Origin of the sequence: Prevotella sp. S7-1-8, from assembly GCF_000758925.1 — a bacterium.
Taxonomy (GTDB): domain Bacteria; phylum Bacteroidota; class Bacteroidia; order Bacteroidales; family Bacteroidaceae; genus Prevotella.
On the sequence record NZ_JRNC01000059.1, the window covers coordinates 1 to 25,460 of the forward strand.

At 48.5% G+C, this 25,460-nt stretch carries 23 protein-coding genes and 1 riboswitch; of the genes, 18 read left to right on the forward strand and 5 right to left on the reverse strand.

Annotated elements, in window-relative coordinates:
• Positions 1–652 precede the first annotated feature (652 nt).
• Positions 653–1,318, forward strand: coding sequence for a B3/4 domain-containing protein (locus HMPREF1640_RS09495; RefSeq protein WP_036894185.1), 666 nt, complete (start codon positions 653–655; stop codon positions 1,316–1,318).
• Positions 1,319–1,385: 67 nt separating this feature from the next.
• Here HMPREF1640_RS09495 and HMPREF1640_RS09500 read toward each other — a convergent pair whose 3' ends face one another.
• Complete coding sequence (locus tag HMPREF1640_RS09500; protein ID WP_036894214.1) at positions 1,386–1,778, reverse strand: (deoxy)nucleoside triphosphate pyrophosphohydrolase; 393 nt, start codon at positions 1,776–1,778, stop codon at positions 1,386–1,388.
• A 162-nt stretch (positions 1,779–1,940) separates the two neighbouring features.
• On the opposite strand from HMPREF1640_RS09500, the gene HMPREF1640_RS09505 reads away from it, so the two are divergent.
• The 7 genes from HMPREF1640_RS09505 to HMPREF1640_RS09535 all read left to right on the forward strand — a co-directional run bounded on the left by HMPREF1640_RS09505 (position 1,941) and on the right by HMPREF1640_RS09535 (position 9,366).
• Positions 1,941–2,351 carry a hypothetical protein gene (locus HMPREF1640_RS09505; protein WP_052051789.1) on the forward strand — a complete coding sequence of 137 codons (411 nt, stop codon included), beginning with the start codon at positions 1,941–1,943 and terminating at the stop codon, positions 2,349–2,351.
• A 78-nt stretch (positions 2,352–2,429) separates the two neighbouring features.
• A complete protein-coding gene (gene coaW, locus HMPREF1640_RS09510; protein WP_036894186.1) occupies positions 2,430–3,245 on the forward strand; it encodes a type II pantothenate kinase in 816 nt (271 codons plus the stop codon).
• 117 nt (positions 3,246–3,362) lie between these two features.
• A riboswitch (cobalamin riboswitch) is annotated at positions 3,363–3,546 on the forward strand.
• 89 nt (positions 3,547–3,635) lie between these two features.
• Entirely contained in the window at positions 3,636–5,555 is a 1,920-nt protein-coding gene (locus tag HMPREF1640_RS09515; RefSeq protein WP_231565883.1) for a TonB-dependent receptor, read from the forward strand.
• A gap of 61 nt (positions 5,556–5,616) precedes the next feature.
• Positions 5,617–6,693 (forward strand): hypothetical protein, encoded by a 1,077-nt coding sequence (locus HMPREF1640_RS09520; RefSeq protein WP_036894190.1) that lies wholly within the window; start codon positions 5,617–5,619, stop codon positions 6,691–6,693.
• A complete protein-coding gene (locus HMPREF1640_RS09525; protein ID WP_036894191.1) occupies positions 6,686–7,804 on the forward strand; it encodes an ABC transporter substrate-binding protein in 1,119 nt (372 codons plus the stop codon). The genes HMPREF1640_RS09520 and HMPREF1640_RS09525 overlap by 8 nt, the downstream gene beginning before the upstream one ends.
• Positions 7,805–7,852: 48 nt before the next feature.
• Positions 7,853–8,845 carry an iron chelate uptake ABC transporter family permease subunit gene (locus tag HMPREF1640_RS09530; RefSeq protein WP_369699830.1) on the forward strand — a complete coding sequence of 331 codons (993 nt, stop codon included), beginning with the start codon at positions 7,853–7,855 and terminating at the stop codon, positions 8,843–8,845.
• A gap of 5 nt (positions 8,846–8,850) precedes the next feature.
• Positions 8,851–9,366, forward strand: coding sequence for an ATP:cob(I)alamin adenosyltransferase (locus HMPREF1640_RS09535; protein ID WP_036894195.1), 516 nt, complete (start codon positions 8,851–8,853; stop codon positions 9,364–9,366).
• Between the two features lie 177 nt (positions 9,367–9,543).
• Here HMPREF1640_RS09535 and HMPREF1640_RS13350 read toward each other — a convergent pair whose 3' ends face one another.
• Entirely contained in the window at positions 9,544–9,732 is a 189-nt protein-coding gene (locus tag HMPREF1640_RS13350; protein ID WP_156098778.1) for a hypothetical protein, read from the reverse strand.
• A gap of 30 nt (positions 9,733–9,762) precedes the next feature.
• The gene (locus HMPREF1640_RS12625; protein WP_156098779.1) at positions 9,763–11,589 is read right to left on the reverse strand and encodes a hypothetical protein; all 1,827 of its coding nucleotides are present in this window, start codon (positions 11,587–11,589) and stop codon (positions 9,763–9,765) included.
• Between the two features lie 539 nt (positions 11,590–12,128).
• Here HMPREF1640_RS12625 and HMPREF1640_RS09550 point away from each other — a divergent pair.
• The 3 genes from HMPREF1640_RS09550 to HMPREF1640_RS09560 all read left to right on the forward strand — a co-directional run bounded on the left by HMPREF1640_RS09550 (position 12,129) and on the right by HMPREF1640_RS09560 (position 14,260).
• Positions 12,129–12,449 carry an SEL1-like repeat protein gene (locus HMPREF1640_RS09550; RefSeq protein ID WP_036894196.1) on the forward strand — a complete coding sequence of 107 codons (321 nt, stop codon included), beginning with the start codon at positions 12,129–12,131 and terminating at the stop codon, positions 12,447–12,449.
• A 2-nt stretch (positions 12,450–12,451) separates the two neighbouring features.
• Positions 12,452–13,531 (forward strand): FMN-binding protein, encoded by a 1,080-nt coding sequence (locus HMPREF1640_RS09555; RefSeq protein ID WP_036894197.1) that lies wholly within the window; start codon positions 12,452–12,454, stop codon positions 13,529–13,531.
• An 84-nt stretch (positions 13,532–13,615) separates the two neighbouring features.
• A complete protein-coding gene (locus tag HMPREF1640_RS09560) occupies positions 13,616–14,260 on the forward strand; it encodes a nitroreductase family protein (protein WP_036894198.1) in 645 nt (214 codons plus the stop codon).
• A 368-nt stretch (positions 14,261–14,628) separates the two neighbouring features.
• Here the strand turns inward: HMPREF1640_RS09560 and HMPREF1640_RS13535 are convergent, their stop codons facing one another.
• Positions 14,629–14,802, reverse strand: coding sequence for a hypothetical protein (locus tag HMPREF1640_RS13535; RefSeq protein WP_197051504.1), 174 nt, complete (start codon positions 14,800–14,802; stop codon positions 14,629–14,631).
• 267 nt (positions 14,803–15,069) lie between these two features.
• Here HMPREF1640_RS13535 and mtaB point away from each other — a divergent pair, with 267 nt between their 5' ends.
• Positions 15,070–16,407, forward strand: coding sequence for a tRNA (N(6)-L-threonylcarbamoyladenosine(37)-C(2))-methylthiotransferase MtaB (gene mtaB, locus HMPREF1640_RS09570; protein WP_036894200.1), 1,338 nt, complete (start codon positions 15,070–15,072; stop codon positions 16,405–16,407).
• Between the two features lie 76 nt (positions 16,408–16,483).
• Positions 16,484–17,524 carry a glycosyltransferase family 2 protein gene (locus HMPREF1640_RS09575; RefSeq protein ID WP_036894201.1) on the forward strand — a complete coding sequence of 347 codons (1,041 nt, stop codon included), beginning with the start codon at positions 16,484–16,486 and terminating at the stop codon, positions 17,522–17,524.
• A gap of 95 nt (positions 17,525–17,619) precedes the next feature.
• Here HMPREF1640_RS09575 and HMPREF1640_RS09580 read toward each other — a convergent pair whose 3' ends face one another.
• Positions 17,620–18,816 carry an ectonucleotide pyrophosphatase/phosphodiesterase gene (locus HMPREF1640_RS09580; RefSeq protein WP_036894202.1) on the reverse strand — a complete coding sequence of 399 codons (1,197 nt, stop codon included), beginning with the start codon at positions 18,814–18,816 and terminating at the stop codon, positions 17,620–17,622.
• 213 nt (positions 18,817–19,029) lie between these two features.
• Here HMPREF1640_RS09580 and HMPREF1640_RS09585 point away from each other — a divergent pair, with 213 nt between their 5' ends.
• The 5 genes from HMPREF1640_RS09585 (at position 19,030) to HMPREF1640_RS09605 (ending at position 25,448) form a co-directional block, all read left to right on the forward strand.
• Positions 19,030–20,988, forward strand: coding sequence for a dihydrofolate reductase (locus HMPREF1640_RS09585; protein ID WP_036894203.1), 1,959 nt, complete (start codon positions 19,030–19,032; stop codon positions 20,986–20,988).
• Positions 20,989–21,059: 71 nt separating this feature from the next.
• The gene (locus HMPREF1640_RS09590) at positions 21,060–21,680 is read left to right on the forward strand and encodes a DNA alkylation repair protein (protein ID WP_036894204.1); all 621 of its coding nucleotides are present in this window, start codon (positions 21,060–21,062) and stop codon (positions 21,678–21,680) included.
• 927 nt (positions 21,681–22,607) lie between these two features.
• Positions 22,608–22,958, forward strand: coding sequence for an NADH-quinone oxidoreductase subunit A (locus HMPREF1640_RS09595; protein WP_036894205.1), 351 nt, complete (start codon positions 22,608–22,610; stop codon positions 22,956–22,958).
• Positions 22,949–23,872 (forward strand): NADH-quinone oxidoreductase subunit B, encoded by a 924-nt coding sequence (locus HMPREF1640_RS09600; RefSeq protein ID WP_081935336.1) that lies wholly within the window; start codon positions 22,949–22,951, stop codon positions 23,870–23,872. The genes HMPREF1640_RS09595 and HMPREF1640_RS09600 overlap by 10 nt, the downstream gene beginning before the upstream one ends.
• Position 23,873: 1 nt before the next feature.
• Positions 23,874–25,448, forward strand: coding sequence for an NADH-quinone oxidoreductase subunit C (locus tag HMPREF1640_RS09605; RefSeq protein ID WP_036894206.1), 1,575 nt, complete (start codon positions 23,874–23,876; stop codon positions 25,446–25,448).
• Positions 25,449–25,460: the final 12 nt, after the last annotated feature.

The window sequence follows — 25,460 nt, forward strand, 5'->3', positions numbered from 1 at the left end:
GACCGCAGCAACAGCCACACGAGCGAAAATAATTCAGTTACCGAATATTACTCCATCGTTACCTATCCCAAAATCGGGTAACGTTTTGGTAACTGAACTTCTGCCTAAATCTGCATATTATAACTCTTTTTGAAAAGAGCAGTTTTATGCAAATGACTCCGTTTCCTGCTCATTATCAGTCAGTTTACGCCAACTTCGATTTTTCTTCATTTTCGCTGATTAGTTGCGATGCCATTAAGCCTTAATGACGTGACCAATGCGACTTAATCGCTTTTCGATTAGGTTTGAAACGCAATATCATTAAATATCAATCGAGACGGCACAAAGCGTGGGACGTCGTTCCCTTAAAGTTTTCAAGCAGAAAAATCATTTGCCACGCGCTATTTCGAAGTTTTTCGTATATCCCTTTTTTATGATTAAATTTTGACTTTGACATGCGTTTAGGGATGCGGTAAAAGTTTCCGCGCAATATCGCCAAGATGTTTGTCTAAATTTTCTCAAATACGTTAATGGCAATGCGTTGAGCTGCCAAATATCATGAATCGAGAAATGAAATTCCAGCTAATTTTTCTGAAATAGCTGAAAAATATGTAAGTTTGCAAAGGAATGTAACTCGTCCTTGTCTCATAAGGAATAATTAACCGTTACAATAATGCAAGTCATCGTATCAAAAGAAATAGACCAAGTGTGTCCCAAGTTTGTGGGCACGTGTGTGCAGGCCAAGGTCAAGAACAGCAAGTATTGTCAGGCGTTGTGGGATGAAATCAATGCTTGGGGTGATAAATATCGCGCGACACTCACGACGGAGTCGCTCAAAGAGTTGTCAGGAATCAAGGCCACTCGAAAAGTTTATCGTGCGTGTGGCAAAGATCCTTCACGTTATCGGCCGGCAGCCGAGGCATTGATTCGCAGAATGTTACAGAACAAGCCTTTATATCAACGAGACACTTTGGTAGACCTTGTCAATTTGGCCAGTATAGCTTATGGTTATAGCATCGGTGGCTTTGACGCGGACAAATTTGTGGGCGACACCTTGACGCTGGGCATTGGGCGTGCCGATGAGCCTTATGAGGGTATCGGCAGAGGCATGCTCAACATTGAGGGCCTGCCGGTTTACAGAGATGGGCTGGGTGGGGTAGGCACGCCCACCTCTGACCACGAACGTACCAAAATGTCTATAGGCACCACCCGTTTGGTGGTGCTCATAAATGGACATGATGGCAATGAGGATGCCGTTAAGGCCAATGCTGAATATATCATTGGCTTGGTGAAAAAATATTGTGACGGGCATGAGGGCGTCTACACCTTGTATAGATAAGCGCGTGGCCTTGTACAAATGGGAAATCGCTTGGGATAAAAGAATGTAAACGGAAAACGTTGGCAGGTTATAACTTGCGTATCAACTCCACTATTTTCTTGTCGGCATCAGCCCAATTGAGCGTAGGCAATTCGTCGATGGTGAGCCATTTCGCGTCCAAATGCTCTAACATGGTAAACTCTCCATCGCCCGGTTTGCAGAGATAAGCGGCTATCTCGACGGAGATACCTGGGTAATCGTGGCTCACGGTTCCTATCCGTCTTCCCACATATATATCCCAATCCATTTCTTCTTTGATTTCGCGAAGTAGCGCTTCGTGATCACACTCATGCTTCTCTACTTTCCCTCCGGGAAATTCCCAACGCTCGGAGTTGTGTGTTTGGCGTGAGCGGCAACGCTGCATACAGAGAATTTTGTCATCCTTTTTGATGACGGCCGCTACTACTTTGATTTTGTCCATTATCTCAATATTTATTTGCGAATATACGAATAATATCTCGTGCATTAGCTATATATTGCTTGTTTTTTCGTAATTTTGCGCGGAATGGGTTGCCCCTCAATGTTCCAAGTATGATTGGTAGGTTTCGGTTTTCCCTTATTTTTACAAAAATCACTATTCGATATGACATTCAAACAATTATTAGACAAATACGACTATGAGGCCATTGCGCCCTATGTAAGGTTAGAGGTTGAAAATAACGAGTATGATTTGCGACCATTGGACGTGCGGATGCAAGAGATGGCAGACTATTACGCTGAAATGAAAAAGACCAAGCCGACATTTGGTTACATTGAGACTCCGATTGAGGTGAAACGTGTTGGTGAGAAATTGGTTGTCAGCAACATGCATCTTGGCGCCATGAGCGATCTGCTGAGCCATCGCGTGGATGTGACCGATGGCTTGAAAGTGTCAGAGGCGGAGATATTGTCGCTTTGCGTATTTCAGTTGGTGGCCCATCAGCCCTCTACCGAAAAATATCGTGAGGACGATGATTTTTGCACGCCGGGTAGTTTTAATTGTGTCAACCGTTGATATATAACATGTTTTTTTTCAAATATGAGATTGGGCCAGTTGGTAGCCAACACATTTCTTTAATATCGTTTTAGCATTATGATTATTGGTATAGACGTAGGTATCAGCACCACAAAAATAGTGGGAATTAATGAAAAAGGCGAAGTTGTCTCGCCCATTCGCATCAAGGCCACAGACCCCGTGACATCGCTATATGGCGCATTTGGCAAGTATCTTTTCGACACCAACACCAAGCTCTCGGATGTGGAGCAGGTTATGATAACCGGCGTTGGGGCCGCGTACATTGACTCACCTATCTATGGCCTGCCCACCAACAAGGCGCAAGAGTTTTTGGCCGACGGCCTTGGCGCGCGCTATGAGACCGATATAGACCGCATGCTCGTGGTCTCTATGGGCACGGGCACGAGCATCGTGCAATGTGATGGCGACGACATACGTCATATTGGCGGCATTGGATTGGGAGGCGGAACCCTCATGGGGCTAAGCCGCGTTATGCTCAAGACAGACGATATCAAGCAAATCGTAAAATTGGCTATGGAGGGCGATATGCAGAATATAGACGTGCTTATCGGAGATATCAGCCCCAATCCGCTGCCCAACTTGCCCAAGACGGCCACGGCGTCGCTTTTTGGCAACGCGCGCAGCAATGCCACGCGCGAGGATATAGCGCTTGGCATTATTACCACGGTGTTGCAGACCATTGGCTCAAGCTGCATATTGGCGTCGCTCAACACAGGTATCAAAGAATATGTGTTGATAGGCAATCTCACGTTGTTGCCGCAGTGTAAAGAGGTGTTGCCCTCGATGGAAAAATTGTACAACGTGCATTTTATCATCCCGAAATATTCGGAATTTTGCACAGCTATAGGTGCGGCGCTGTGCTTTAAGCGTTGATATGGGCCATGCCAATGGCAACAACAGAAACAATGCCATGGAGGCCACTCCGCGGCGTTGTTGGTAGAGTTGTTCGCTTTTCGTTTGATTAATGGCCGTATTGACAAATAAAAAGGCTATCTTTGCATGTGCGATAGATCCCCCGTTTGAGGGATTAAAAAGGGGAGTGGGCGTAATCCCTGAGCGGTATCGCCGCAGTAATCGGCATTGGCCAGCGTGAACTACGGTCGCTGAGCGTTATCGGTAAGACTCATGACGCGGACCGTAAGTCAGAAGGCCTGCCATTGTGAACGCCATTTCTGTTCTCTGGGAAGAATGCGAAAGAATGTATTGTTTGTCCTTTGTTTGGTTCTTTGCCCATTTGTGGCTGTGGCTCAAAATGATACCATCTTGATAAAAGAGGTGGAAGTGAGAGGCGCGCGTAGGGGCGACGGCATACAGTCAACCATTCCGCGGCAACAAATAGACCGATCGGCTATGCTCCGTCAAGGCATAACCAATATAGAGGGAGCGCTGAAACACATGGCCGGCATTACAGTGAAAGACTATGGCGGCGCGGGTGGCATGAAGACAGTGTCGGTCAGGGGCATTGGCTCCAAGCATACGGCGGTGGTATACGACGGCGTGTCGCTCACTGATTGTCAGACGGGAGAGATAGACTTAAGTCGTTACAGCCTTTCCAACATGCGGCGCTTGCGGCTCACCATAGGCGACGGAGACAATATTTTCGTGCCTGCCAGACAGGCCGGATCTGCCGCCGTTTTGGAAATGGAAACCGATATGGAGGACAATAAACGACAGCCTGCAGCCTTTCGTGCCACGCTAACGGGCAGGTCTTGGAATACTGTGGAGCCTTCGTTCTTTTATAGACATAGATTGGCTGGCGGCTTGTACGTGAACTTGCAGGGTGAGTTTATTCATACAGACAACAACTATCCTTTCACGCTTCAAAATGTAAAATTGGTGACAAGGGAACGCAGGCAGAACAGCCGTATGGACAGTGGGCACATGGAAACCAATGTGGTGTGGCAGGCGAATGAGCGAAATCGCTTGATGGGTAAACTCTATTATTATGACAACAACAGACAGTTGCCTGGCATAGTGCGACTCTATACGCAGGACAATGACGAGCAACTGCGAGAGCGAAACGCTTTCGGGCAGTTACGATATCAAGGCGCATGGTTTCCCAATTTGTCCATGAGAGCGGCCGCCAAGGTTAATTGGGTGGCGAGTTTATATCGCGTGGGTATTCCGAGTGGGGGTGTGAAGAGCGAGCGTTATTGGCAAAGAGAATATTATGTCACCACTTCGTGGCTTTATTCGCCGACCACTTGGTTGGGCTTGAATTATTCCATCGACTATGCTTTGAACAACCTGAACAGCACGCTGACCACGCCCACAAGTTGGGTTGATGGCCCTATCAGCGTGCGTCCTTACCGTCACAGCCTCTTGCAGACGCTTGCCGGAAAGGTGGTTTGGGGCAGACTCACGGGCGTGGCGAGGCTTTTGTGGTCCAACTATATGCATGGCGTGGCGCATGGCTCGGCTCCGGACAATGCCCAAAGATGGTCGCCATCGGTGTCGGTGTCTTACAGGCTGATGGCCGGTAAGCAGCTATACGTACGCTTTTTTTGGAAAAACATCTTTCGTATGCCTACGTTCAACGAGTTGTTTTTTTACCATATAGGAAGCCCCGCGCTTCGACCGGAGAATAGCAATCAGTTTAACGTGGGGCTGACTGGGAGCCTTGACGGTATGCAAGCATCGTTTAAGTTTACGGCCGATGGTTACTATGCGCGAGTTAAAGATAAAATTGTAGCGGTGCCATTCAATATGTTTGTTTGGAGCATGATGAATATTTCCAAGGTGAATAGTTATGGCTTGGACTTCACTGCTAACGCCGAATGGCGTGTCAGCAAAAAGCATAGCCTTGAGCTTGCTACCAATTACAGTTTGCAACGAGTGGGGATTGTGACCATCGAGAAATCACCTGTTTCGGGTAACCAGATACCCTACGTGCCCAAACATAGTTTCGCCGCGACCTTGAATTGGCAGAATATGTGGTTGAACGCGTCTGTCACGATAGACGGCATGAGCGCCCGTTGGACCACTAATGAGCATGCGCCGGGAACCCGTATCGCCGGATTTGCCGAGGCGTCCATCGCCGCATACAAGGTGTTGAGGCTGAAATCGTGCAGCGTAACTGTGCGTGCAGGCGTGCAAAACCTGCTTGACAAGCAATACGATATAGTGGCTCATTACCCTATGCCCGGCCGGTCGTGGACGCTCTCGGCGCAGTTTGAGATGTGACAAGAAAGAAGACGTGAATATAAATGGACAATTAACAACTAACAAATAAATTACGAAAATTATGAAGAAGTATTTATCAATGTTGGCGTTTGTGCTGACTGGCGCATTGATGTTTGTGTCATGTGATGACGATGGGGATAGCAACGAACCTACAATATGCCCCGCTGTCATTTCCGATGGCCTCTACGTGGTGAACGAGGGAAGTTTTTACAAGAAAATAAATGGTAGTCTTGACTATTTGGATTACAAAACGTGGAAGGCGACACGCAATGTCTTTCAGTCGGCAAACGGTCGTTCCTTAGGTGGCACGCCTAACAGTGCGGTGATTAATGAAAAGGGCGAGATGTACATTGCCACGACTGATGAGAACCGTGTGGAGATAGTGAATCCAAAAACATCGAAATCCATCGCTGTGGCCAAGATACGGCAACCACGCGAGCTTGCTATTGACAATGGGTGCGTTTATGTGTCCTCGTACACGGGCAAGGTATACAAAATAGACAGCCAGAGCTACAAAGTGGTGGACAGCTCAAAGGTCGTGGGCGCCAATTTGGAGGGAATTGCCACCACCAATGGATATGTTTACGTTTGCAACTCGCATAATCCAGACTATACGTATAACACCAATGTGGTGAAACTTGACAAACAGCTTGACAAGGTGAAAGATGTCAAGGTTCTCGTAAATCCTACCCAAATTTTGGCCTTGAACAATGAATTGTTCGTGATTAGCACCGGCAATTATAAGGACATTAATCCCACCGTGCAGCAAATTGACATAAAAACCGACCATGTTTCTGTAATTGGCGCAGGCTCGATGATGGCCGCAGGTACGGATCGTCTCTATATCATCAACTCGCCTTGGGGCAAGCCAGCGACATACAACGCTTACGACTTGACAAACAAAACCATGTCCAAATGGGTTGATGGAACCGAGATACTTTATCCCTACGGCATGGGTGTAGACCCAATAACGGGCGACGTGTTTGTGACCTCACAAAATAAAGATGCCGTTACGGGTGGTGCAAGCTATGCCACTGACGGCTATTTGGCTCGTTACACAAGGGACGGGAACTTCAAAGGCAAGTATCCTTGTGGCGTAAACCCTGGCACGATTGTCTTTTTGAGCCATCATGAATAAAGTGGCAATGCAAAGCTCTTTGCATGGCTTGCTGGTTGCGTGCTGGCTGCTTTGCAGCCTTGCGGCCTGCCAAAATGGCGACAAGGCGGGAGCCGTCGGCAATAATTTGCCGATGGCTTACGCCCAACTCGTACAACTCTCAGACAGTGATGGCATGACGCAAGCGACGGTGTCAAATCCGTGGACAAAGGGCAAAACACTGCAAACCATTCGTGTGGGTGAACCGGGAGATGACAAGACTATCCGGCCACTGCGCCGTGTGGTAGTCTTCACGACATCGCATTGCCAACTCTTGGCATATCTTGGATTGACAGACAGAATAGTTGGCGTGTGCGACTTGAAATATATCTTGGTGCCTGATGTGCGGCGAAAAGCTAAAGAGGGAAAGATTGTGGACTGTGGAGACGCCATGAGTCCGAATATCGAAAAAATCATAGAGTTATGCCCCGATGCTATCTTTATTAGCCCATTCGAGGGCAGTGGTGGTTTCGGCAAGCTTGAGAAATTGGGTATTCCCATCATTCAAACGGCTGATTATATGGAGACTTCCGCCTTGGGAAGAGCGGAGTGGATGCGCTACTATGGCCGACTGTTTGGCGAGGGAGAGCGTGCCGACTCTCTCTTTCATGTCGTTGATTCCACTTACCAACGACTGAAACGCTATGCGGCCACACTTCCCGCTGGACGCAGTGTGCTCACGGAGCGCAAGACTGGCGCCGTGTGGTACACGCCGGGTGGCACGAGCAGCGTGGGAACCATCATCAAAGATGCGAATGGTCGCTATGCTTTTGCCAATGACAAACATGGCGGAAGTTTGGCCTTGTCATTCGAACAAATCATTGACAAGGCTGGAGAGAGTGACGTGTGGGCGTTTAAGTATAATGGCACGCGCATGATGACACGTTCCGATTTGCTTCGGGAGTTTCAAGGGTACAAGGCGTTGAGAGCTTTCAGGACAGGTGATATATACGAGTGCAACACCTCTGTGACACCCTATTTTGAGGAGACTCCTTTTCGACCGGATTATCTTTTGCGCGAGATGATAATATTGCTTCACCCTGAAAATAATTTTGGTGCCTTGCGGTATTATAAACGTTTGGACAATCGATAAACTGGATAGGTGTCGGACAGGGACTTGAACTTGGTGTATGTAGAAAGTATGAGGATGGGTTTGGTTTATATATGGCTTGCCGTTGCCATCATCTTATTGTGCGCTGTCAGTTTGGTGCATGGCAGCGTGGATATCCCATTGACAAACGTCTACGCGATCTTGTGTGGTGATGATGGGCAGCGCGAGAGCTGGAAATATATCGTCGTGGAGAACCGTTTGCCACAAATGTTGACGGCTTTGTTGGCGGGTGGCGCATTGGCCGTTAGCGGATTGTTGCTCCAAACGGTTTTTCGCAACCCATTGGCGGCACCCGATATATTTGGCATTACCAGTGGGGCGAGCTTGGCCGTGGCTTTGCTCGCTTTGGCTCCCGGCGTGGCAGCTTCACTTGCGCTAAGCTGTTTGTCGTATGTGGCGGCAGCGTTTGTTGGGGCCGTAGCTGTCACCGCTACAATCTGGTCTATAGGAAAAATGCTGCGTAACAATGTGATGCTCATTATTGTCGGCGTGATGATAGGCTACCTTAGCTACAGCGCGATAACATTGCTCAACTTTTTTGCCACCGAGGAGGGCGTGAAAAACTTTGCCGTTTGGGGCATGGGCAATTTTGGCAACGTGTCTATGGAGCAAATGCCCGTGTTTGCGTCACTTGCCATCTTTGGATCGCTTTCCACGCTTTTGCTGGTCAAACCGCTCAACGCGATGCTTCTGGGAGATCGCTACGCGGAAAACTTGGGGGTCAACGTGCAGCGTACTCGCAATGTACTTATACTTATAACCGGACTGCTTACGGCGGTGGTGACAGCCTTTTGCGGGCCTATAGCTTTCGTGGCGTTGGCTGTTCCGCATATCGCGAGATTGCTTTTGCGCACGTCGGACCATCGGCATTTGTTGCCCATTACTATCCTTATGGGTAGCGTTGTGGCCCTTTTTTGCAATGTTCTTACAACGCTGCCCGGTGATTTGGGAATTTTGCCGCTCAACGCGGTGACACCCATCGTCGGAGCGCCCGTTATAATATATGTCATTATTAAACGTTAAGGAATATGATTACAACAATGAAAGGCGACAGGGGCGAAACCTCCCTGTATAATGGAACGAGAGTGAGCAAGGACGACGCTCGTGTAGAATTGAACGGTGAGATAGACAAATTGATGGCATTGTTGGGACTGTGCAAAGTGCGTTCTGGGCGCACGGATCTCTTTGAAAAAGTGCAACGAGATTTGATGACGGTCATGGCCATCGTGGCAAACGGTTATGGCTTGATGGCAGGGGCAGGGCGAAAGCCTAATCCTTTGGATCAGCTTGAAACGGCAATCACTAACATGGAGGGTTTTATTAGGGAGGCAACGGAAGGCAAGAGGTTTGATTTTGTTTTGCCCGGAAAAGATGAAGCCGAAGCCACCATTCACTTGGCGCGTACCCAAGCGCGAGCTTGTGAGCGACGTTTGGTCACGCTTGCGCGACTCAATGCTGAGCCAACACAAAATCAATGTTATGAAATCTTGATGCGATACCTGAATCGTTTGTCCGATTACTTGTTTTGTTTGGCTCTTGGATAGTGGCTGCGCATCCGTTTTTTGTATGCTTTAATTTTGTCCTCGTATTTGCCTTTTTAGTACCGGGGTGTTTTCGTTTTCGCAAAAAGAAATCCTTTTGATTTTATGAATCGATGGGATTAACTTGTAATGACATATTTTGTGGCTTAGCACAAGACGAAAAACAACAGAGGAGTCTGGCTAAATCCAATCTTTATTTTCCCAGCGACTATCATCGGTTGTGTCATAAAAATACTCGTCCATATTGATAGCTTCTTTTCCTAATTGAGCTTTAGAACCAACTTCGTTATGTTTTGCCAAGGAGCCTGCCATTAATTTTTGATCCTCAAAAAAGGTGGCTTGTACAAATGGCTTGACATATCGTTTCATAAATTCAGAGTTTAGACAGTATTGCTATCTTTATCTCAATACAATTTTTTTACCATTGCATATCACCACGCCCTTATAGTTTGGGGTTACGCGTTGGCCAGAAAGATTGTATAAAGAAGGGGCCTTGGCAGGTTGAGAGGCATGTATAGATGCTATAGCGGTTGTCTCTTCATTGAAGGCATATCCCATCTTTGCGTTGATAGTTTTCGCTATTTTAAAGTAAGCCTTGTGGGCACCGTTGGTGAAAGGCGCGCCATCTTTGCGCATCCAATAATACCCCACAGAGTTAATGTCGTTGTTGGCATTTGTCGTGAGTGCATAATAAAAACAGTCTGCGGCGTTGATGGATAGATCTGTGATGGTTTCTGTACCCATGAGAATATTGGCTTTCTTGTTGATGCCATCTTTTGTAGATATGGCAAAGTTATATTCAGTGTTGGGCGTAGCTTTCAGCACCACCGCAAAATCTTTGGGAATTACATCTCCTTTCTTGTATACGTCGCCTTCTACCAATTTGTTATTCTGCAACATATATCCACTTGCCCTGACCCCAGCGGGCACTAAAAGTGCGTGAACGCTATCATATAATGTGGCGTAGCCTGTCTCTCCAATGGCAACTTTTAGACCGATAGGCAGAGGTTGTATGCTTATTACAGCAAGTTGTAAAGTGCCATTGTATATAATTGGTATAGCAATCAAATCATACACACCATCTTGTTTGATAGGTAGATTTTTCTTAAATAGATCTTTTAAGAAAATCTTGGATGCGTCATCGACTACATGTTGTGCACTAACCGTGACACCGCTCAATTTGATATATTTGCAAAGATTATGTTTTATGATAGCGTCTGTCACACTCATTTCATTCGGAACGACTTTGTCTTGGGTAACTTTTATACCATCTCTCAAAGTAATGGCCCTTATTTCTTGCATCCCATCATTTAAGTTGTATTCAACCTCTGCGTCTCCATTCAAGACTTGCCCAGTCTTATAACCTTTAAGGTCGGAATTGAATACACAAACAGCGCCTGCGGCATCTTGCAGGTAGTGATATGCGCCATTGATATAGGTGAATTGCGCATTTGTGAGTTTCAACAAGCCTACCTTTTTATCTGGTGTCATGTTTTGGTTTAGTTCGGCTATGTTTTGGAATTTTTTCTCAACTTTAATAGTATATGAATCCTTCGAGCCTGAATATTGGCTATTGCCCGCATAGGTAGCTGTTATTGTCGCAGCGCCTGACTGGTCAGAACCAACAACGACTTTACCATGCTCATCCACGGTAGCTATGTTTTCGTTATCAGAACTGTATGACACTGTCGCACCGGTTACCACAGGTGCCAAAGATGCTGCGTTGACAAAAGTGTGCTCGCCTGATCCTTGGGCAAAAATATAGTTGTTTGTATTGTCAAAAGTTAAAGTTGTTGTAGTTTTAGTATTGGTGGCGCTGCCATAGGTAACCACAATCTTTGTGGCACGTACTTGATTAAAAGATGCTACCATTTTTATTGACGTGGCATTACCGGTCCATGTGCCAATTTTCCCCCGAAAATAATACCGACCTTGCGAATCATTTGTAAGATGCCAACCACCAGGACCGTATTTGGCGTTACCGTATGCCGTACAGGAGAACTCTATCTTTGTGATGTTGCCCACTGTTGAGGAAATAGTTGTTACGCTGCGTTTATAAAACCTATACGTTTCGTACACATCATTGACATATCCTTTATCGGTATTGATAGCAATGCCGTCTTTGGTAATTTTTTCTTGACTGTTCCCTTTGTCTATGGATGGTTGGAACACCACTGTTCCGGCATACGCCTCACTAAAAACTGCCAAAAGCAGCGTTGTAAACATTAAACGTACAGTTTTAAATATCATCTTTTTTCTGATAAAAAAATTAACGTGTGTACAAAGTTAGCGTAATCATCTTAAAACAAGAAAGATAAACGTTTTTTCTTGAGTAATATATCACATTATATTATAATTGACTTGTAATATCATGATATTTTAACCAACTTACGGTTTTTCGTTTGTTGAGTGGTATCCTTCTGGTAGTACTGTTTGTTTTTGTGGTCAATTTCTGTTCTTGTGGATATTGCGTTGCTTTTATGGGATATTAAGCGAGCCCATCCTAAAAGTTTTAGGGATAAGATGTAGGTGTATGTACATACCAATAATCATCTACAAAAATGTTTCTTAAAAAAAGTTCAATACAAATTTATGAATTTACAAATAAAGCGCGCGCGCACTATATGATGGATTTAAGTCCATGAAGGATATTTTCAAAAAACTTCTTTAATTATGTTTATACAAAAAGAAAAACACATGCCTTTTTACTGAAATGTGAGACAATCTTGCTATCTTTGCCACTGCCATCAACTGGGATATTATCTATGAGAACATCGTGGAGGACTTTCTTTGGATTTGCTGAAGACAACACTGACGAAACTTATCCTCAAGCCGTGCGGCGCGCCAAACGTTTGCTCCAACAAGAAAATTACGAGGATGCCTGCCGTATTCTCAAATATGCCGAGAGGCAACGACATGCTGAAGCCATGTACCTCTTGGCATGGTGTTTTTGGTATGGCCGTGGAGTGCGTGAGGATGCCGGCAAGGCTATGCGCTTGTGGAAGATGTCAGCAAGCCTGTCTTTTGAACCTGCCGCGGAGCGTATGCACGAAATTAAAAAAACGAAAGGGAGATGCGGAACATAACAATGAAACGATTGGAGCAAATTTTGTTATTGTCAACATGTCTCATCATGATGATGGTTGCGGCTGTTCAGCGCGATGGCACATTGTGGGGCGGAAGTCCTGCGGATTTTGCCAACGTCGCTTCCATACAAAACATTCGTGAACATACGGTTCGAACTTTTGGCGATAGTGTAGTTGTTATCAATACCTCTTTGATTGGCAAAGATATATTGGGATACGTCGGGCAAGTGCCATTGGAGATTACTATTAAGGGGGGAAGAATTAAAAAGGTGGACGCTTTGAGAAACAAAGAAACCCCTGAATTTTTTAATAAGGCCAAGTCACTGCTTGGGCGTTGGAATGGCAAGACGGTGAACGACGCTCTCAAGCAGGATGTCGATGCTGTGAGTGGCGCCACATTTAGCTCGAATGCCATCATACAAAATATGCGAGCGGGTCTGAGTTATGCTGCCAAGAACACAGCAAAACCTTCTGTTTTGGAACGAATGGATCTTAGGGTCAAGACCGTCGCAGGGCTTTTCGTCGTGCTCATGGCTGCCATAATACCGTTGTTTCGTCGTAATAAAACTTGGCACACCGTGCAGATGGCTCTCAACGTCGTGGTGTTGGGATTGTGGTGTGGCACTTTTCTCAATTGGTCGCTCTTCGTTGGGTATATGTCAAGTGGCATCAATCTGTGGGCTTCACTCATTCCTGTCGTGATGCTCATCACGGCTTTTGTCTATCCATTGTTTGGCAAACAAGGCTATTATTGTGCCAATGTGTGCCCTTTTGGGTCGCTGCAAGATTTTGCAAGTAGATCCAAACACGCCAAATGGAAAATGTCTCAACGTTTAGTCAAGTCATTGATGTACTTTCGGCAGTTTCTCTTTGCGCTTCTTATGGTACTTATGCTCACGGGCGTGAGTTTTCAGTGGATGGACTACGAGGTCTTCTCGGCGTTCATATTTATGTCGGCCTCTGTCGTGGTTGTTGCTCTTGCGGTGGTGTTTGTCGTTCTTGCCATATTTGTACCACGGCCTTATTGTCGTTTCGTATGTCCCACGGGAACCCTTTTAAGGGCGGCTGAAGGACACAAATAAGTATGCGAACATAACTTGACAAACGCGTGATAGATTATGATGATAAATTAATTACAAAAGCATTCGACCGCAAAATAAATAATTATGAAAGCAAGTTCGCTATTGAGTTTTATCCTTGCCATAGCCTTGGCCATTGTCTGTGGCATGATGGTGTTTGGTGGGTATGGCAGAAAAGTTGGGAAATCGGAAACTCGTACTTCTTCTAATAATGTGATTGACAACATGATGACAAGGACAAGTGTGCGTGCGTATCAAAATAAAAAGGTGGAAGACGCCAAGATAGACACGCTGCTGAAAGTGGCAATGGCTTCGCCCACGGCGGGTGACAAGCGTCCATGGCGATTTGTGGTGGTGACAGACAAAAAACAAATTGAGGCCATCGCCGACGCTCAACCTTACGCCAAGTTTGCCAAAGATGCTCCACTTGTTATCGTGACTTGTGGGGACATGCGGCTAACGTTTGATGGCGTTGGGCGAGATTTATGGGTGCAAGACCTGTCTGCAGCCTCTGAAAACATTCTTTTGGCAGCCCATGCCATAGGTTTGGGTGCGGTGTGGACAGGTTGTTATCCTGACAAAGAACAGTGTAAAAGACTTCAAAAAGTGCTTGAGTTGCCAAACGAGGTCATACCGCTTAATGCCATTGTCATAGGCTATCCCAAACAGGTGGTCAAACCCAAGGATAAATGGGACGAGAATAGAGTTTCATACGACGCGTACGACGAATAGCATAATGCTGGTTCTAAGAAACGCCCATGTTAAATCTTTAGTTTTTTCGTTTTTATGCTGTTATGTGTGGGTTGCGGGAGCGTTTGCCTCCATTGGCGTAATATTCCATACTCATGAAACTGTGTACATTCGTATACCTTGGAACTCCACTTTTGGCTAATGGAACATTGTGGCCCAGGATTTCTCAATAAACATTGCTAACGTCACCTTCCTTGCAACATGTCTTGATGGCAAAAAATATCCTTTAAAGACATGGCAACCAGTTTTTTTTGGATGGTTCAAGCGCGCTTTATGAACAAAATAAAAACCGCCCAAGAATAATCTTGAGCGGCTACTTTCATTTGTTTTGTTCAAACAGATCGTTGCAATTACTTAGCAACGGTTGTGTCTACCTGTGCTGTTGAAGCTGTGTCAACGCTGGCTGTGTCAACGCTGGCTGTATCAGTTGTGTCAGCTACAGGAGCTTCTTTCTTTGTAGAGTTACCGCATGATGCGAAAGAGATAGCAGCGATGGCTACGAACATAAAAACTAATTTCTTCATTTTCTTTGCTTTTTTAAATCTGTAAAACAATTGTTTGTTTATTAAAACATTGCAAAGTTACGCAATTTTTCAATACGCCCAAGTTTTTTTACGGTTTTTTTTGACGACCTTTTGTAACTTTTTTATAAACGCTTATGTATTAGCTATTTGTAGATGTTAAATAAGTGTTAAAGTTTTTGTTTGCCTTAACAATGCTCAAATTATGGGCCTTTTGGCGGCAAATTTCAATGGAAACCACTATCTTTGTAGCATAAAACAACAGGTATAATGATAGACACGAGTGCTTTTCAAGGCAAAAAAGCGGCCTATTACACGTTAGGGTGCAAGCTCAATTTTTCTGAGACTTCGACGTTTGGCAAGATGTTGGAGCAAATGGGTGTAACTGCTGTCGGGAAGGGCGAACGGGCGGATATATGTTTGATTAACACTTGTTCAGTTACCGAGGTGGCCGACCACAAATGCCGCCAAGCCATCCATCGCATGGTGAGGGATAATCCCGGGGCCTTTGTGGTTGTGACGGGTTGTTACGCTCAATTGGAGAGCGAGTCGGTAAGCAAGATAGACGGCGTGGACCTTGTGCTTGGCTCTGATGAGAAAGCCGATTTGGTGCAACATCTCTCCGAGGCTTGGTCCATGCCGCGCGAAGGCAGCTTGCATTGTTTTCGCAGCCTGAAAACACGTGACATCAAGAGTTTCCAGCCTTCTTGCGCCCGTGGCAATCGCACTCGTTATTTTTTAAAAGTGCAGGATGGGTGCAGTTATTTTTGCACGTATTGCACCATACCATTTGCCAGAGGCCACTCGCGCAACCCCACGATTGCCTCGCTGGTGGAGCAGGCGGATCGGGCGGCGCGAGAGGGTGGGCGCGAAATAGTGCTGACCGGGGTTAACATAGGCGACTTTGGCAAGACCACTGGCGAACGCTTTATAGATCTTGTGAAGGCGCTCGACGGTGTCGAAGGCATAAGACGTTTTCGCATCAGTAGCCTTGAGCCCGACCTTTTGGACGATGAGCTGATAGACTATTGCGCCCAATCGCGCGCTTTCATGCCCCACTTTCATATACCGCTTCAGAGTGGTAGCGACGAAGTCTTGCGATTAATGCGCCGTCGCTATGACACGGCGTTGTTCGCCCATAAGATAGGTTTGATAAAAGAGAGAATGCCCCATGCGTTCATAGGTGTGGACGTTATGGTGGGTTGTCGTGGCGAGACGCCGACGTGTTTTGAGGAGTGTTACGATTTTTTGGATGCCCTGCCTGTCACGCAACTACATGTCTTCCCATACTCCGAGCGTCCCGGAACGGCTGCCCTGCGCATACCGTACGTGGTGGATGATCGCGAGAAGAAACGCCGTTCCAAACGTTTGCTGACTCTGTCCGACCAGAAAAAGGAGGCTTTTTACGCTCGCTATATTGGGCAAGAGGCTGACGTGCTATTTGAGAAAGCCACGCGTGGCAAATCCATGCATGGTTTCACGGATAATTATATTCGGGTGGAACTGTCTCCCGCCATGGCCGACGAGGCTTTTGACAATCGGATTGTCAGGGTGAAACTCGGACCGTTTAACCACGACAAGTCGGCCTTGCTTGCCGAATTGCTTTGACCGCCACCAATGTTATATATATAATAAGGTGTGGACACCGTACAATGGGTGTTAACTATAATCAGAAATAAGAACCATGCATATTGCCATTGTTATCTTAAATTGGAACGGATCGGATATGATGAGGCGCTACCTGCCCACGGTGGTGGAACGTTCCACGGGCGACACGTCGGTGTGGGTGGTGGACAACGCCTCGTCAGACGGCTCCATGGAAATGCTTGCCAGCGAGTTCCCACAGGTGAGAACCATCCGGCTGAATTGTAATTATGGTTTCGCGGAGGGATATAACAAGGGCTTGGAGCGTATTAAGGCCGACTGCTTTGTGCTGCTAAACTCGGACGTGGAGGTGACCGAGGGATGGCTCGACCCGCTGCGTAGCTATATGGATGGGCACGCCGAGGTAGCTGCGTGCCAACCTAAATTGCGCTCGGTTTACGCCAAAGGCCGGTTTGAGTATGCCGGGGCAGCGGGCGGATGGATAGACAAATATGGCTATCCCTTTTGTCGAGGCCGTGTGTTTGACACGGTAGAGGAAGATCAAGGTCAGTATGACGAGCCTGTATACGTGCACTGGGCCACGGGGGCTTGCCTGATGATTAGGGCCGACGACTATTGGCGCGTGGGTGGATTTGACGGGCGTTTTTTCGCGCATAACGAGGAGATTGACCTGTGCTGGCGCTTGCGATTGTTGGGGCGTCGCGTCGCGTGCGTGCCGTCAAGCGTGGTGTATCATGTGGGTGGCGGAACGCTTCCCAAGGGCAACGCCAAGAAGACTTATCTAAATTTCAGGAACAATCTCACCATGCTTTACAAGAATTTGCCCGCAGAGAGGTTGGCAAGCGTTATGCGCGCGCGCTGGTTCCTTGATTATTTGGCCGCTTTCCAATCCCTTGTTTGCAATGGCAACGTGGCCGATTTCGTGGCTATTTACAAAGCGCGCAAAGCGTTCAAGAGGTGGCGGCGCAATTTCGACGCCGACCGTGCGTGGAGTGGGCGTGCGCGCATGGAACAATCGGAGCCTGAGCTTGCGCCTTGGTCCATCCTTTGGCAGTATTATGCCAAGGGACGAAAGGCGTTCAGTGAGCTGCCAGATATTTTTATCCCCAAACACCCATGACATCCACATGCGTGTCTCGACTGCGTTAATCCCTGCGTGGCGAGGATGTTAAACCCACCGTCCACCGCGATTGCCGTGGCGGTGAGACAATTTGTTCAGGGGCGTCTCAACATGGCCTTTACGTTGTCCAAGTTGCCATCGTTTGGCGCGGGTTCGATGCCGAGTAAGGCGCAAAGCAGGTCGTAGACGTTCACGTTCTCGAAGTGAGGCAGGGCAATGTGCTTAAAGTCGGGCCCCATGGCCCTGAAGATGGCGTGCATGTCCATGAGCGTCGGGTCGTAGCCGTGGGTGCCCCCATCCTTGATGTCGCCGTCTTGGACCGCATACCCGGGGTCTGGGCACACTATCACGTCGCCCACACAGTCATTTGTCCCATAGTGCAAATAGCCAGGAATGTTACGTTTTCGCCACACCTTGACGTGGTCCATGTGGCTCAAGGCGTGGTACACCGAGTCGGCGAACCCGTTTATAGCGTAAATGTTGCATGGAATGCTGCCACTTATTTTGTAGACCCATTCTGGTTTCAGCACGCGTTTGACGTTCACTGCGTGGTTTTCGGGAACCCAAGTCATGCCGTGGTCTGAAAGCACGATGAGGTTGATGTCGTCGGCGTGGGGCAACAGTCTTATACCCTCGTAAAGTTGTCGCAACAATGAGTCCACGGTTGTCACGGCCGCTTGTGTCTTCTTGCTTTGTGGACCAAAATTATGCCCATTTGCGTCGGGCTGTTCCAAATAAGCCATCACCAAGTCGGGGCGCGTGGTCTCGTCGCGCCGCAATTCTTGCAGCGCTCCGTTCAGTCGGGCGCTCATGGAGAGTCTTGGCTTGTGGTCATAGTTCAAGTATTTGTCCGGGTAACGTCCGTTTATCCGCACGTCTGAGCCTGGCCAATAGAACACGGCTACGCGTTTCCCCTGCCTGTGCGCGGTGTTCCAAATGGGTTCCCCATGGTAAAAGGTTGCGTTCGTTTTTTGCCATGGCACGCTCAGCGCAAAGCTGTCGCCCGTTCGCGGGTTGTAAAACTCGTTGGCCACGATGCCGTGATGGTCAGGGTACAGCCCTGTGGCGATCGTGTAATGGTTGGGAAACGTTTTCGAGGGAAACGATGGTATGAGAGCCGACTCCACCCCGCGTTCGGCCATGAAGTCCAAGAATGGCGTGTGATACCATTGTGTATAATCCCACCTGAAGCCGTCCAGCGACACCACCACGGTGGTATGCTTGGCCGAAACGGAGGCCAGGCACAAAGTCGCGATAACGGAGACTAAAATTTTTCTAAGCGTTGTCATCATAACATCATCTTATAATATGAGCAATGTCCTTGCCCGGTTTATCAGCCGTTAAACACTTGTGGCGAAACGTGTATTTGTTTACAAAGGTAACATTTTTGGTTGATTTGACTCTCAAAGCAACGTTTTTTATCATCAAAAAGCCCTATTCGTTGTTCGCTGTGGGGATAAATTGCTAACTTTGCATTGAGTATACCTATTATAATAAAGCACGATATGACCAAACCAAACGAATTCAAATATACGGACGAGCGTTTCGCCGATCTCCAATTGTTGCGTTACCGGCTGGATGGGTTCGAGAATCTCACGTTGCGTCAGAAACTGTATGTCTACTATTTGGCCAAGGCCGCGCTTGCCGGTCGTGACATCACGATGGACCAGAACGGGCGCCACAACTTGAGCATACGCCGCTTGTTGGAGGCTGCGTACGAGCACTATGAGGGTGATAGGCACACAGACCAATTCAAGGCCATGACCATATACCTCAAGCGTCTGTGGTTTTCCAACGGCATACACCATCACTATGGGTGCGAGAAGTTCGTCCCAGCGTTTGATGAGCGATGGTTTCGGCAGGTGGTGCTGGGGCTTGACGAGCGCGCTTTGAGGGAGACCCAGGCTGAGCGCAAGGCGCTGCTCGATGAGCTGTGCCCTGTGATGTTCGACCCCTCGGTGATGCCGAAGCGCGTCAATCAAGCTGATGGCGACGATCTCGTGCGGACCTCCGCTTGCAATTTTTACGACGGAGTGACCCAAGAAGAGGCCGAGCGATACTACGCCCAAAAGAGAGACGCTGCCCTGGGCGACTGCCAACCATCGTGGGGACTAAACTCCAAGTTGGTGAAAGAGGATGGTCTTCTGGTGGAGCGCGCCTATCGGGTCGATGGCCTTTACGGTCGGTACATTAGCGAGATAATCCACTGGCTGAACATGGCCAAGGACGTGAGTGAGAACGAACAGCAAGTAAAGGTGATAAATTTGCTCGTGGATTATTATAAGACGGGCAACCTCAAGACTTTCGACGAGTTTTCCATCGAATGGCTGAAGGAGCAGGAAGGAAACGTCGACTTTATCAACGGGTTCATAGAGGTATATGGCGATCCGTTGGGATTGAAAGGCACGTGGGAGGGCTTGGTTGAGTACAAGGACCCCATGGGCACCCGACGCGCCAAGACAATTGCCGACAACGCGCAGTGGTTTGAGGACCACTCTCCCGTGGATTCGCGCTTTCGCAAACCCCGGGTGACTGGAGTGACGGCCAACGTGATATGCGCTGCCATGCTCGGGGGCGACATGTACCCGTCGTCGGCCATCGGCATAAACCTGCCCAACGCCGATTGGATACGCGCCCTGCACGGCTCCAAAAGTGTCACCATTGGCAACCTGACAGACGCTTATAACAAGGCGGCGCGCGGAAGTGGGTTTGACGAGGAGTTTGTCATCGACGACGCGACGCGGTGGCTCATTGGGCAATACGGTGACCTTTGCGATAATCTCCACACCGATTTGCACGAGTGCCTGGGGCATGGCAGCGGCCAGTTGTTGCCCGGCGTCAGTCCCGACGCGCTCAAATCGTACGCCTCCACCAACGAGGAAGCGCGCGCCGACCTCTTTGGCTTGTACTATATCGCTGACCCTAAGATGGTGGAGCTGGGGCTCGTGCCTAACGGCGAGGCCTACAAAAGCCAGTACTACCATTATATGATGAACGGCCTGATGACCCAACTCGTGCGCATAAAGCCAGGCCACCAGATAGAGGAGGCGCACATGCGCAACCGCTCGCTCATAGCCTATTGGTGCCTGGACAATGGCGAGGGAACCGTGGAACTTGTCAAGCGCGATGGCAAAACCTACGTGCGTGTCAACGACTACGAGGCCTTGAGGGCACTCTTTGGGCGGCTTCTTGCCGAGATACAGCGTGTCAAGAGCGAGGGAGACCTCGAGGCCGCGCGCAGCCTTGTGGAACGCTATGCGGTTGCCGTTGACCCCGAGCTGCACGCCGAGGTGCTGGCTCGATACCGCAAGCTCGACATTGCCCCGTATAAAGGTTTTGTCAACCCTTGGCTCAAACCCGTGGTGGACGCTTGCGGGGCCATCAGGGATATTGTGCCCGACTACACCGAAAGCTACGCGCATCAGATGCTGCGCTATGGGCGGGAGTTTGGTTTTGGCGCGTAAGAACGGCGTGGCCACGCGCCAAGGGCGCTACCGTGCCGCCCAGGCGCGCGCCATCGCAAATAGCAATCATAATGACAGAGACAACCCAAGACAAGACAAAAGCCATCAAGCGGCGTTTCCGCTTGATGATGAACGGCGAGGCCTCGCGTTCCATGCGCGAGAAGGGATTGGACTATCACCTGAATTGGGGCGTGCCTTTCGTTTCGCTAAAAGAGATGGCTCGAGAGATAGGCCAAGACTATAACTTGGCCATCGAGTTGTGGAAAGATGACGTGCGCGAGTGCAAAATTCTCGCCACCTTGCTCATGCCACCCGGCAAGATGCCCATGGAGGTGGCCGAGATATGGATGGAGCAAACCCGGTCTCAGGAGATGGCGGAGATGCAAGCGTTCAATCTCTATCAACACGTGAGCTACGCTCCCACCATCGCTTACCGTTGGATGGCGCGCGAGGAGGATGTGTATCAAATCTGCGCCTACAACATTCTGAGCCGCCTTTTTATGAGAGGGCAGGAACCCAATGAGCGTGGCATGCACGAATTTCTGGACCAAGCCACTGCCGCCATGCTCTCCGGCCATGTGGGAGTGTGCCACGCGGCCATGAACGCCGTGTCGCGTTTTGCTGGCATGGGCGTGGTCTACGAGCGCGTGGCCAAGTCGGCGTTACGTGCGCAAGGGCTCGACTGGCTCTGACAACCCATGCCCGCGCTTGCCCAATGGCTTGGTTGGCATGTCGAAAGAGCGCGCCCATGAACGCCGAGTGCCACCGCCACCCATGGATACAAGCCCGATACTGTCAATATAAAATCACAAAAAACACTCCCCGCGAAACTCGCTAAATAGCTTGCGGAAATGTAAAAGACGGCTATAATTTCGTTCATGTCATGTCCGACAAAACATGCAGCCGATGCCATTGCTGCCTAATGGCGTTGCGTTCAAGCGCTATTTGGCATGTCAATGATGTTTATTCGTGTCGCGATGAAGCCTTAATCGTGTCGCCTTCAGTGCCTGATTGCGCCACGGTGCTCCCTCCGCTCAGGGATGATTTTTGTTTATTTCCGCTTAATGTGTTGCAGTCCATGGTGTTGCGTAAATGCCGCCCTTTTTGGCGTATACGCTACAAAATCTTTTAAGTTTTTAAATAATCGCCGCGTTTTAAGCTTTTTGTCAGATATTTTTATCATATTTTCTCGCCAAGATATATATAATGTAAACATATCGCGGCCCTGTGGAGGTTTGGCGATACAGTGATGGTAGCCGTTTGGGCTAAATCTTTCCGCAAGGATATAAAAAGCTAATTCCAAGAGAATACATCGATTGAGCCAAGTTGTCAGGTTGTGCCGATTGCATTATGGCGTTTCGTACAAGGATTTGTCAGGCATTTTGCCAATGGGCCACGCGTTGATTGATGCAAATTGTTGCCACTTGGATGAACGCTTGAAAAATGTGACAGTTGAGTGGGGTGGGGATGCTGTTGGATGGCGCGGGCGCATGCGCGCGTTCGCGTTCTGTTAAGCGGCCGCCGTCCTGAATATTTTTGTAAAAACATGATTATGTTCAGGAAAGATTTGCTACCTTTGCGCTTGCTTAAGCGAAATATATTAAAAATATTATAATTTTATGAATTTCACATTGTTCATTACCGTTCTTTTGACGGCTGTGACTTTGGTATTGGCGGCTTTTGTCATTGCCAAACTCATAGGTCCTCGCTCGTATAATCCGGTAAAAGGTGAAGCATTCGAATGTGGTATTCCCACCCGGGGCAGCTCGTGGTTGCCTATGCACGTGGGCTATTATCTCTTTGCCATCCTCTTCTTGGTGTTCGACATCGAGACCGTTCTCTTGTATCCATGGGCGGTTGTAGTTCGTCAGTTTGGTCCGATGGCTCTTGTTAGTATCGGGTTCTTCCTGTTAGTGTTGGTCTTTGGCCTGGCATACGCTTGGCGGAAAGGAGCGTTGGAATGGAAGTAAGAAAAAGATCGGCTATCAAGAGTGTTCCTTATGACGATTTCAAGGACAACGAGACGCTTGAGCAAATAGCCGCCGAGCTAAACGAGTGCGGCGCCAACGTGTTGCTTGGCTCGCTCGACGCGGCCATTAACTGGGGTCGTAGCAACTCCCCTTGGTCACTTACCTTCGGTACGTCGTGTTGCGGCATAGAGTTCATGGCCATAGGGTGCGCCCGCTACGATATGGCGCGTTTTGGATGGGAGGTAACTCGAAATTCTCCCCGGCAGGCCGACCTCATCATGTGTGCCGGGACCATTACCAACAAGATGGCGCCCGTGTTCAAGCGTCTGTACGATGAGATGGCGGAACCCAAATACGTTGTCGCCGTTGGCGGTTGCACCATCAGCGGAGGCCCATTCAAGAAGAGTTATTGTGTGGTGCGTGGCATAAATGAGATTGTTCCGGTGGATGTCTATATACCCGGATGTCCCCCTCGCCCGGAGTCTATCATTTATGGCATGATGCAACTGCAACGTAAGATTAAGGTGGAGAAATTTTTTGGTGGCGCCAATCACAAGATGAACGATGCCGAGCGCGAGGAAAGCATGTCGCGAGGCGGCTTGCATGGTCTGAGCAACGAAAATTTTTCCAATGAGAAAATTGGCAACAAAGCACCTATTATAGTGGCCGCCGCGCCATCGCAAGAGGAGATGGACAAACTGGATAAAGAAATAAAAAATCTTGATAACGCGCATGCCGCTCGAGCCACCGCGGACAGGTCGGATCGAAAGGGAGCTGGCGCGCCGTCGACGCGCGCCGCCGCCGACGCGACAAAGGTGTCGAATCCAATGGAGAGCATGGTGGAGCGCAAGGCAGAGTCCAAGGTAGTGAGACCTGCGGAAATGTCATCGGAAACAAACAAGGTATCGGAATAACATGAAATTAGAAAATAAAGAATTCGGATTTGACAGCTTTGTCGATGAGATGACAAAGTTGAAGGATGAGAAACATTTCGACTACCTCGTTACTATCGTAGGCGAAGATTTCGGTCCAGAGGAGGGATTGGGATGTATCTACATTCTTGAGAACACACAAAATCACGAGCGGGTGTCGGTTAAACAGATTGCCAAGCAGGTGGAAGCTGACTATGTGATACCCACCGTCATACATCTGTGGGCCGCCGCTGATTTGCTTGAGCGCGAGGTTTTCGATTTTTTGGGCATCAAGTTTCTTGGCCATCCAGATATGCGCAGGCTCTTCATGAGGGCAGATTTCGAGGGCTTCCCGCTGCGCAAGGATTTTGACATGAGCCCTGAGGCCAATCGTTTCCCCACCACTGACGAGCCTGACAGCGAATGGACTTCAGAGTGGAGCATCGACGCTAACGGACAATTGGTGGAGAAGAAACATAGGCTCTTTAGTGACGAGGATTTTGTCATCAACTTTGGTCCCAACCACCCATCCACGCATGGCGTGCTGCGATTGCAGACGGTGGTGGATGGCGAGACCATCAAGAGGGTTTACCCTCATTTGGGATACATCCATCGAGGCATAGAGAAGATGATGGAAAACATGCTCTATCCGCAAACATTGGCCTTGACAGACCGCTTGAACTATCTGTGCGCCATGCACAACAGGCATGCCTTGGTGGGTGTCGTCGAGGAGGCTTTGGGCGTGGAGCTGAGCGACCGCATAGTCTACATACGCACCATCATGGACGAGTTGCAGCGCATAGACAATCACTTGTTGTTCCTCGGAACGTGCGCGCAAGACCTGAGCGCTCTCACGGCGTTCCTGTATTGCATGCGTGACCGTGAGCATTTGCTCAACGTGATGGAGGAGACCACAGGTGGCCGGCTCATCCAAAACTATTATCGCATAGGTGGATTGCAGGCTGATATTGACCCCAACTTCGTGGCCAACGCCAAGGCTTTCTGCGCCTATATGCGGCCAATGGTTCAAGAGTACATGGACGTCTTTGGTGACAACGTTATCACTCATCAGCGTCTGGAGGGCGTAGGACCTATGAATCTGTCCGACTGTATCAACTATGGGGTCACCGGCCCGGCGGGTCGCGCCGCAGGATGGCACAACGACGTGCGTAAGTCTCATCCATACGCTGTATATAATAAGGTGAATTTTGATGAGATTGTAGGCGCCGAGGGCGATTCCATGGAACGCTATCTCGTTCACATCAAAGAGATCTATCAGAGCCTTGACATTATCGAACAGCTCGTGGACAACATCCCCGAGGGCGACTTTTACATCAAGCAGAAACCTATTATCAAGGTTCCCGAGGGTCAATGGTACTTCTCCGTGGAGGGCGGCGCAGGTGAATTTGGCGTTTATCTCGACAGCCGTGGCGACAAAAATCCTTACCGCGTGAAATTGCGACCCATGGGATTGACACTCGTGGGGGCTTTTGACAAAATGTTGAGGGGTCAGAAAATTGCCGACCTTGTGGCGACGGGGGCCGCTATAGATTTTGTGGTTCCTGACTTGGATAGGTAATACTAAAACCAA

Excerpts from the sequence above, each read along its gene's own strand:
- HMPREF1640_RS09495 (WP_036894185.1), top strand. The coding sequence starts at position 653 with ATGCAAGTCATCGTATCAAAAGAAATAGACCAAGTGTGTCCCAAGTTT.
- HMPREF1640_RS09500 (WP_036894214.1), bottom strand. The coding sequence starts at position 1,778 with ATGGACAAAATCAAAGTAGTAGCGGCCGTCATCAAAAAGGATGACAAA.
- HMPREF1640_RS09505 (WP_052051789.1), top strand. The coding sequence starts at position 1,941 with ATGACATTCAAACAATTATTAGACAAATACGACTATGAGGCCATTGCG.
- coaW (WP_036894186.1), top strand. The coding sequence starts at position 2,430 with ATGATTATTGGTATAGACGTAGGTATCAGCACCACAAAAATAGTGGGA.
- HMPREF1640_RS09520 (WP_036894190.1), top strand. The coding sequence starts at position 5,617 with ATGAAGAAGTATTTATCAATGTTGGCGTTTGTGCTGACTGGCGCATTG.
- HMPREF1640_RS09525 (WP_036894191.1), top strand. The coding sequence starts at position 6,686 with ATGAATAAAGTGGCAATGCAAAGCTCTTTGCATGGCTTGCTGGTTGCG.
- HMPREF1640_RS09530 (WP_369699830.1), top strand. The coding sequence starts at position 7,853 with ATGAGGATGGGTTTGGTTTATATATGGCTTGCCGTTGCCATCATCTTA.
- HMPREF1640_RS09535 (WP_036894195.1), top strand. The coding sequence starts at position 8,851 with ATGATTACAACAATGAAAGGCGACAGGGGCGAAACCTCCCTGTATAAT.
- HMPREF1640_RS13350 (WP_156098778.1), bottom strand. The coding sequence starts at position 9,732 with ATGAAACGATATGTCAAGCCATTTGTACAAGCCACCTTTTTTGAGGAT.
- HMPREF1640_RS12625 (WP_156098779.1), bottom strand. The coding sequence starts at position 11,589 with ATGTTTACAACGCTGCTTTTGGCAGTTTTTAGTGAGGCGTATGCCGGA.
- HMPREF1640_RS09550 (WP_036894196.1), top strand. The coding sequence starts at position 12,129 with ATGAGAACATCGTGGAGGACTTTCTTTGGATTTGCTGAAGACAACACT.
- HMPREF1640_RS09555 (WP_036894197.1), top strand. The coding sequence starts at position 12,452 with ATGAAACGATTGGAGCAAATTTTGTTATTGTCAACATGTCTCATCATG.
- HMPREF1640_RS09560 (WP_036894198.1), top strand. The coding sequence starts at position 13,616 with ATGAAAGCAAGTTCGCTATTGAGTTTTATCCTTGCCATAGCCTTGGCC.
- HMPREF1640_RS13535 (WP_197051504.1), bottom strand. The coding sequence starts at position 14,802 with ATGAAGAAATTAGTTTTTATGTTCGTAGCCATCGCTGCTATCTCTTTC.
- mtaB (WP_036894200.1), top strand. The coding sequence starts at position 15,070 with ATGATAGACACGAGTGCTTTTCAAGGCAAAAAAGCGGCCTATTACACG.
- HMPREF1640_RS09575 (WP_036894201.1), top strand. The coding sequence starts at position 16,484 with ATGCATATTGCCATTGTTATCTTAAATTGGAACGGATCGGATATGATG.
- HMPREF1640_RS09580 (WP_036894202.1), bottom strand. The coding sequence starts at position 18,816 with ATGATGACAACGCTTAGAAAAATTTTAGTCTCCGTTATCGCGACTTTG.
- HMPREF1640_RS09585 (WP_036894203.1), top strand. The coding sequence starts at position 19,030 with ATGACCAAACCAAACGAATTCAAATATACGGACGAGCGTTTCGCCGAT.
- HMPREF1640_RS09590 (WP_036894204.1), top strand. The coding sequence starts at position 21,060 with ATGACAGAGACAACCCAAGACAAGACAAAAGCCATCAAGCGGCGTTTC.
- HMPREF1640_RS09595 (WP_036894205.1), top strand. The coding sequence starts at position 22,608 with ATGAATTTCACATTGTTCATTACCGTTCTTTTGACGGCTGTGACTTTG.
- HMPREF1640_RS09600 (WP_081935336.1), top strand. The coding sequence starts at position 22,949 with ATGGAAGTAAGAAAAAGATCGGCTATCAAGAGTGTTCCTTATGACGAT.
- HMPREF1640_RS09605 (WP_036894206.1), top strand. The coding sequence starts at position 23,874 with ATGAAATTAGAAAATAAAGAATTCGGATTTGACAGCTTTGTCGATGAG.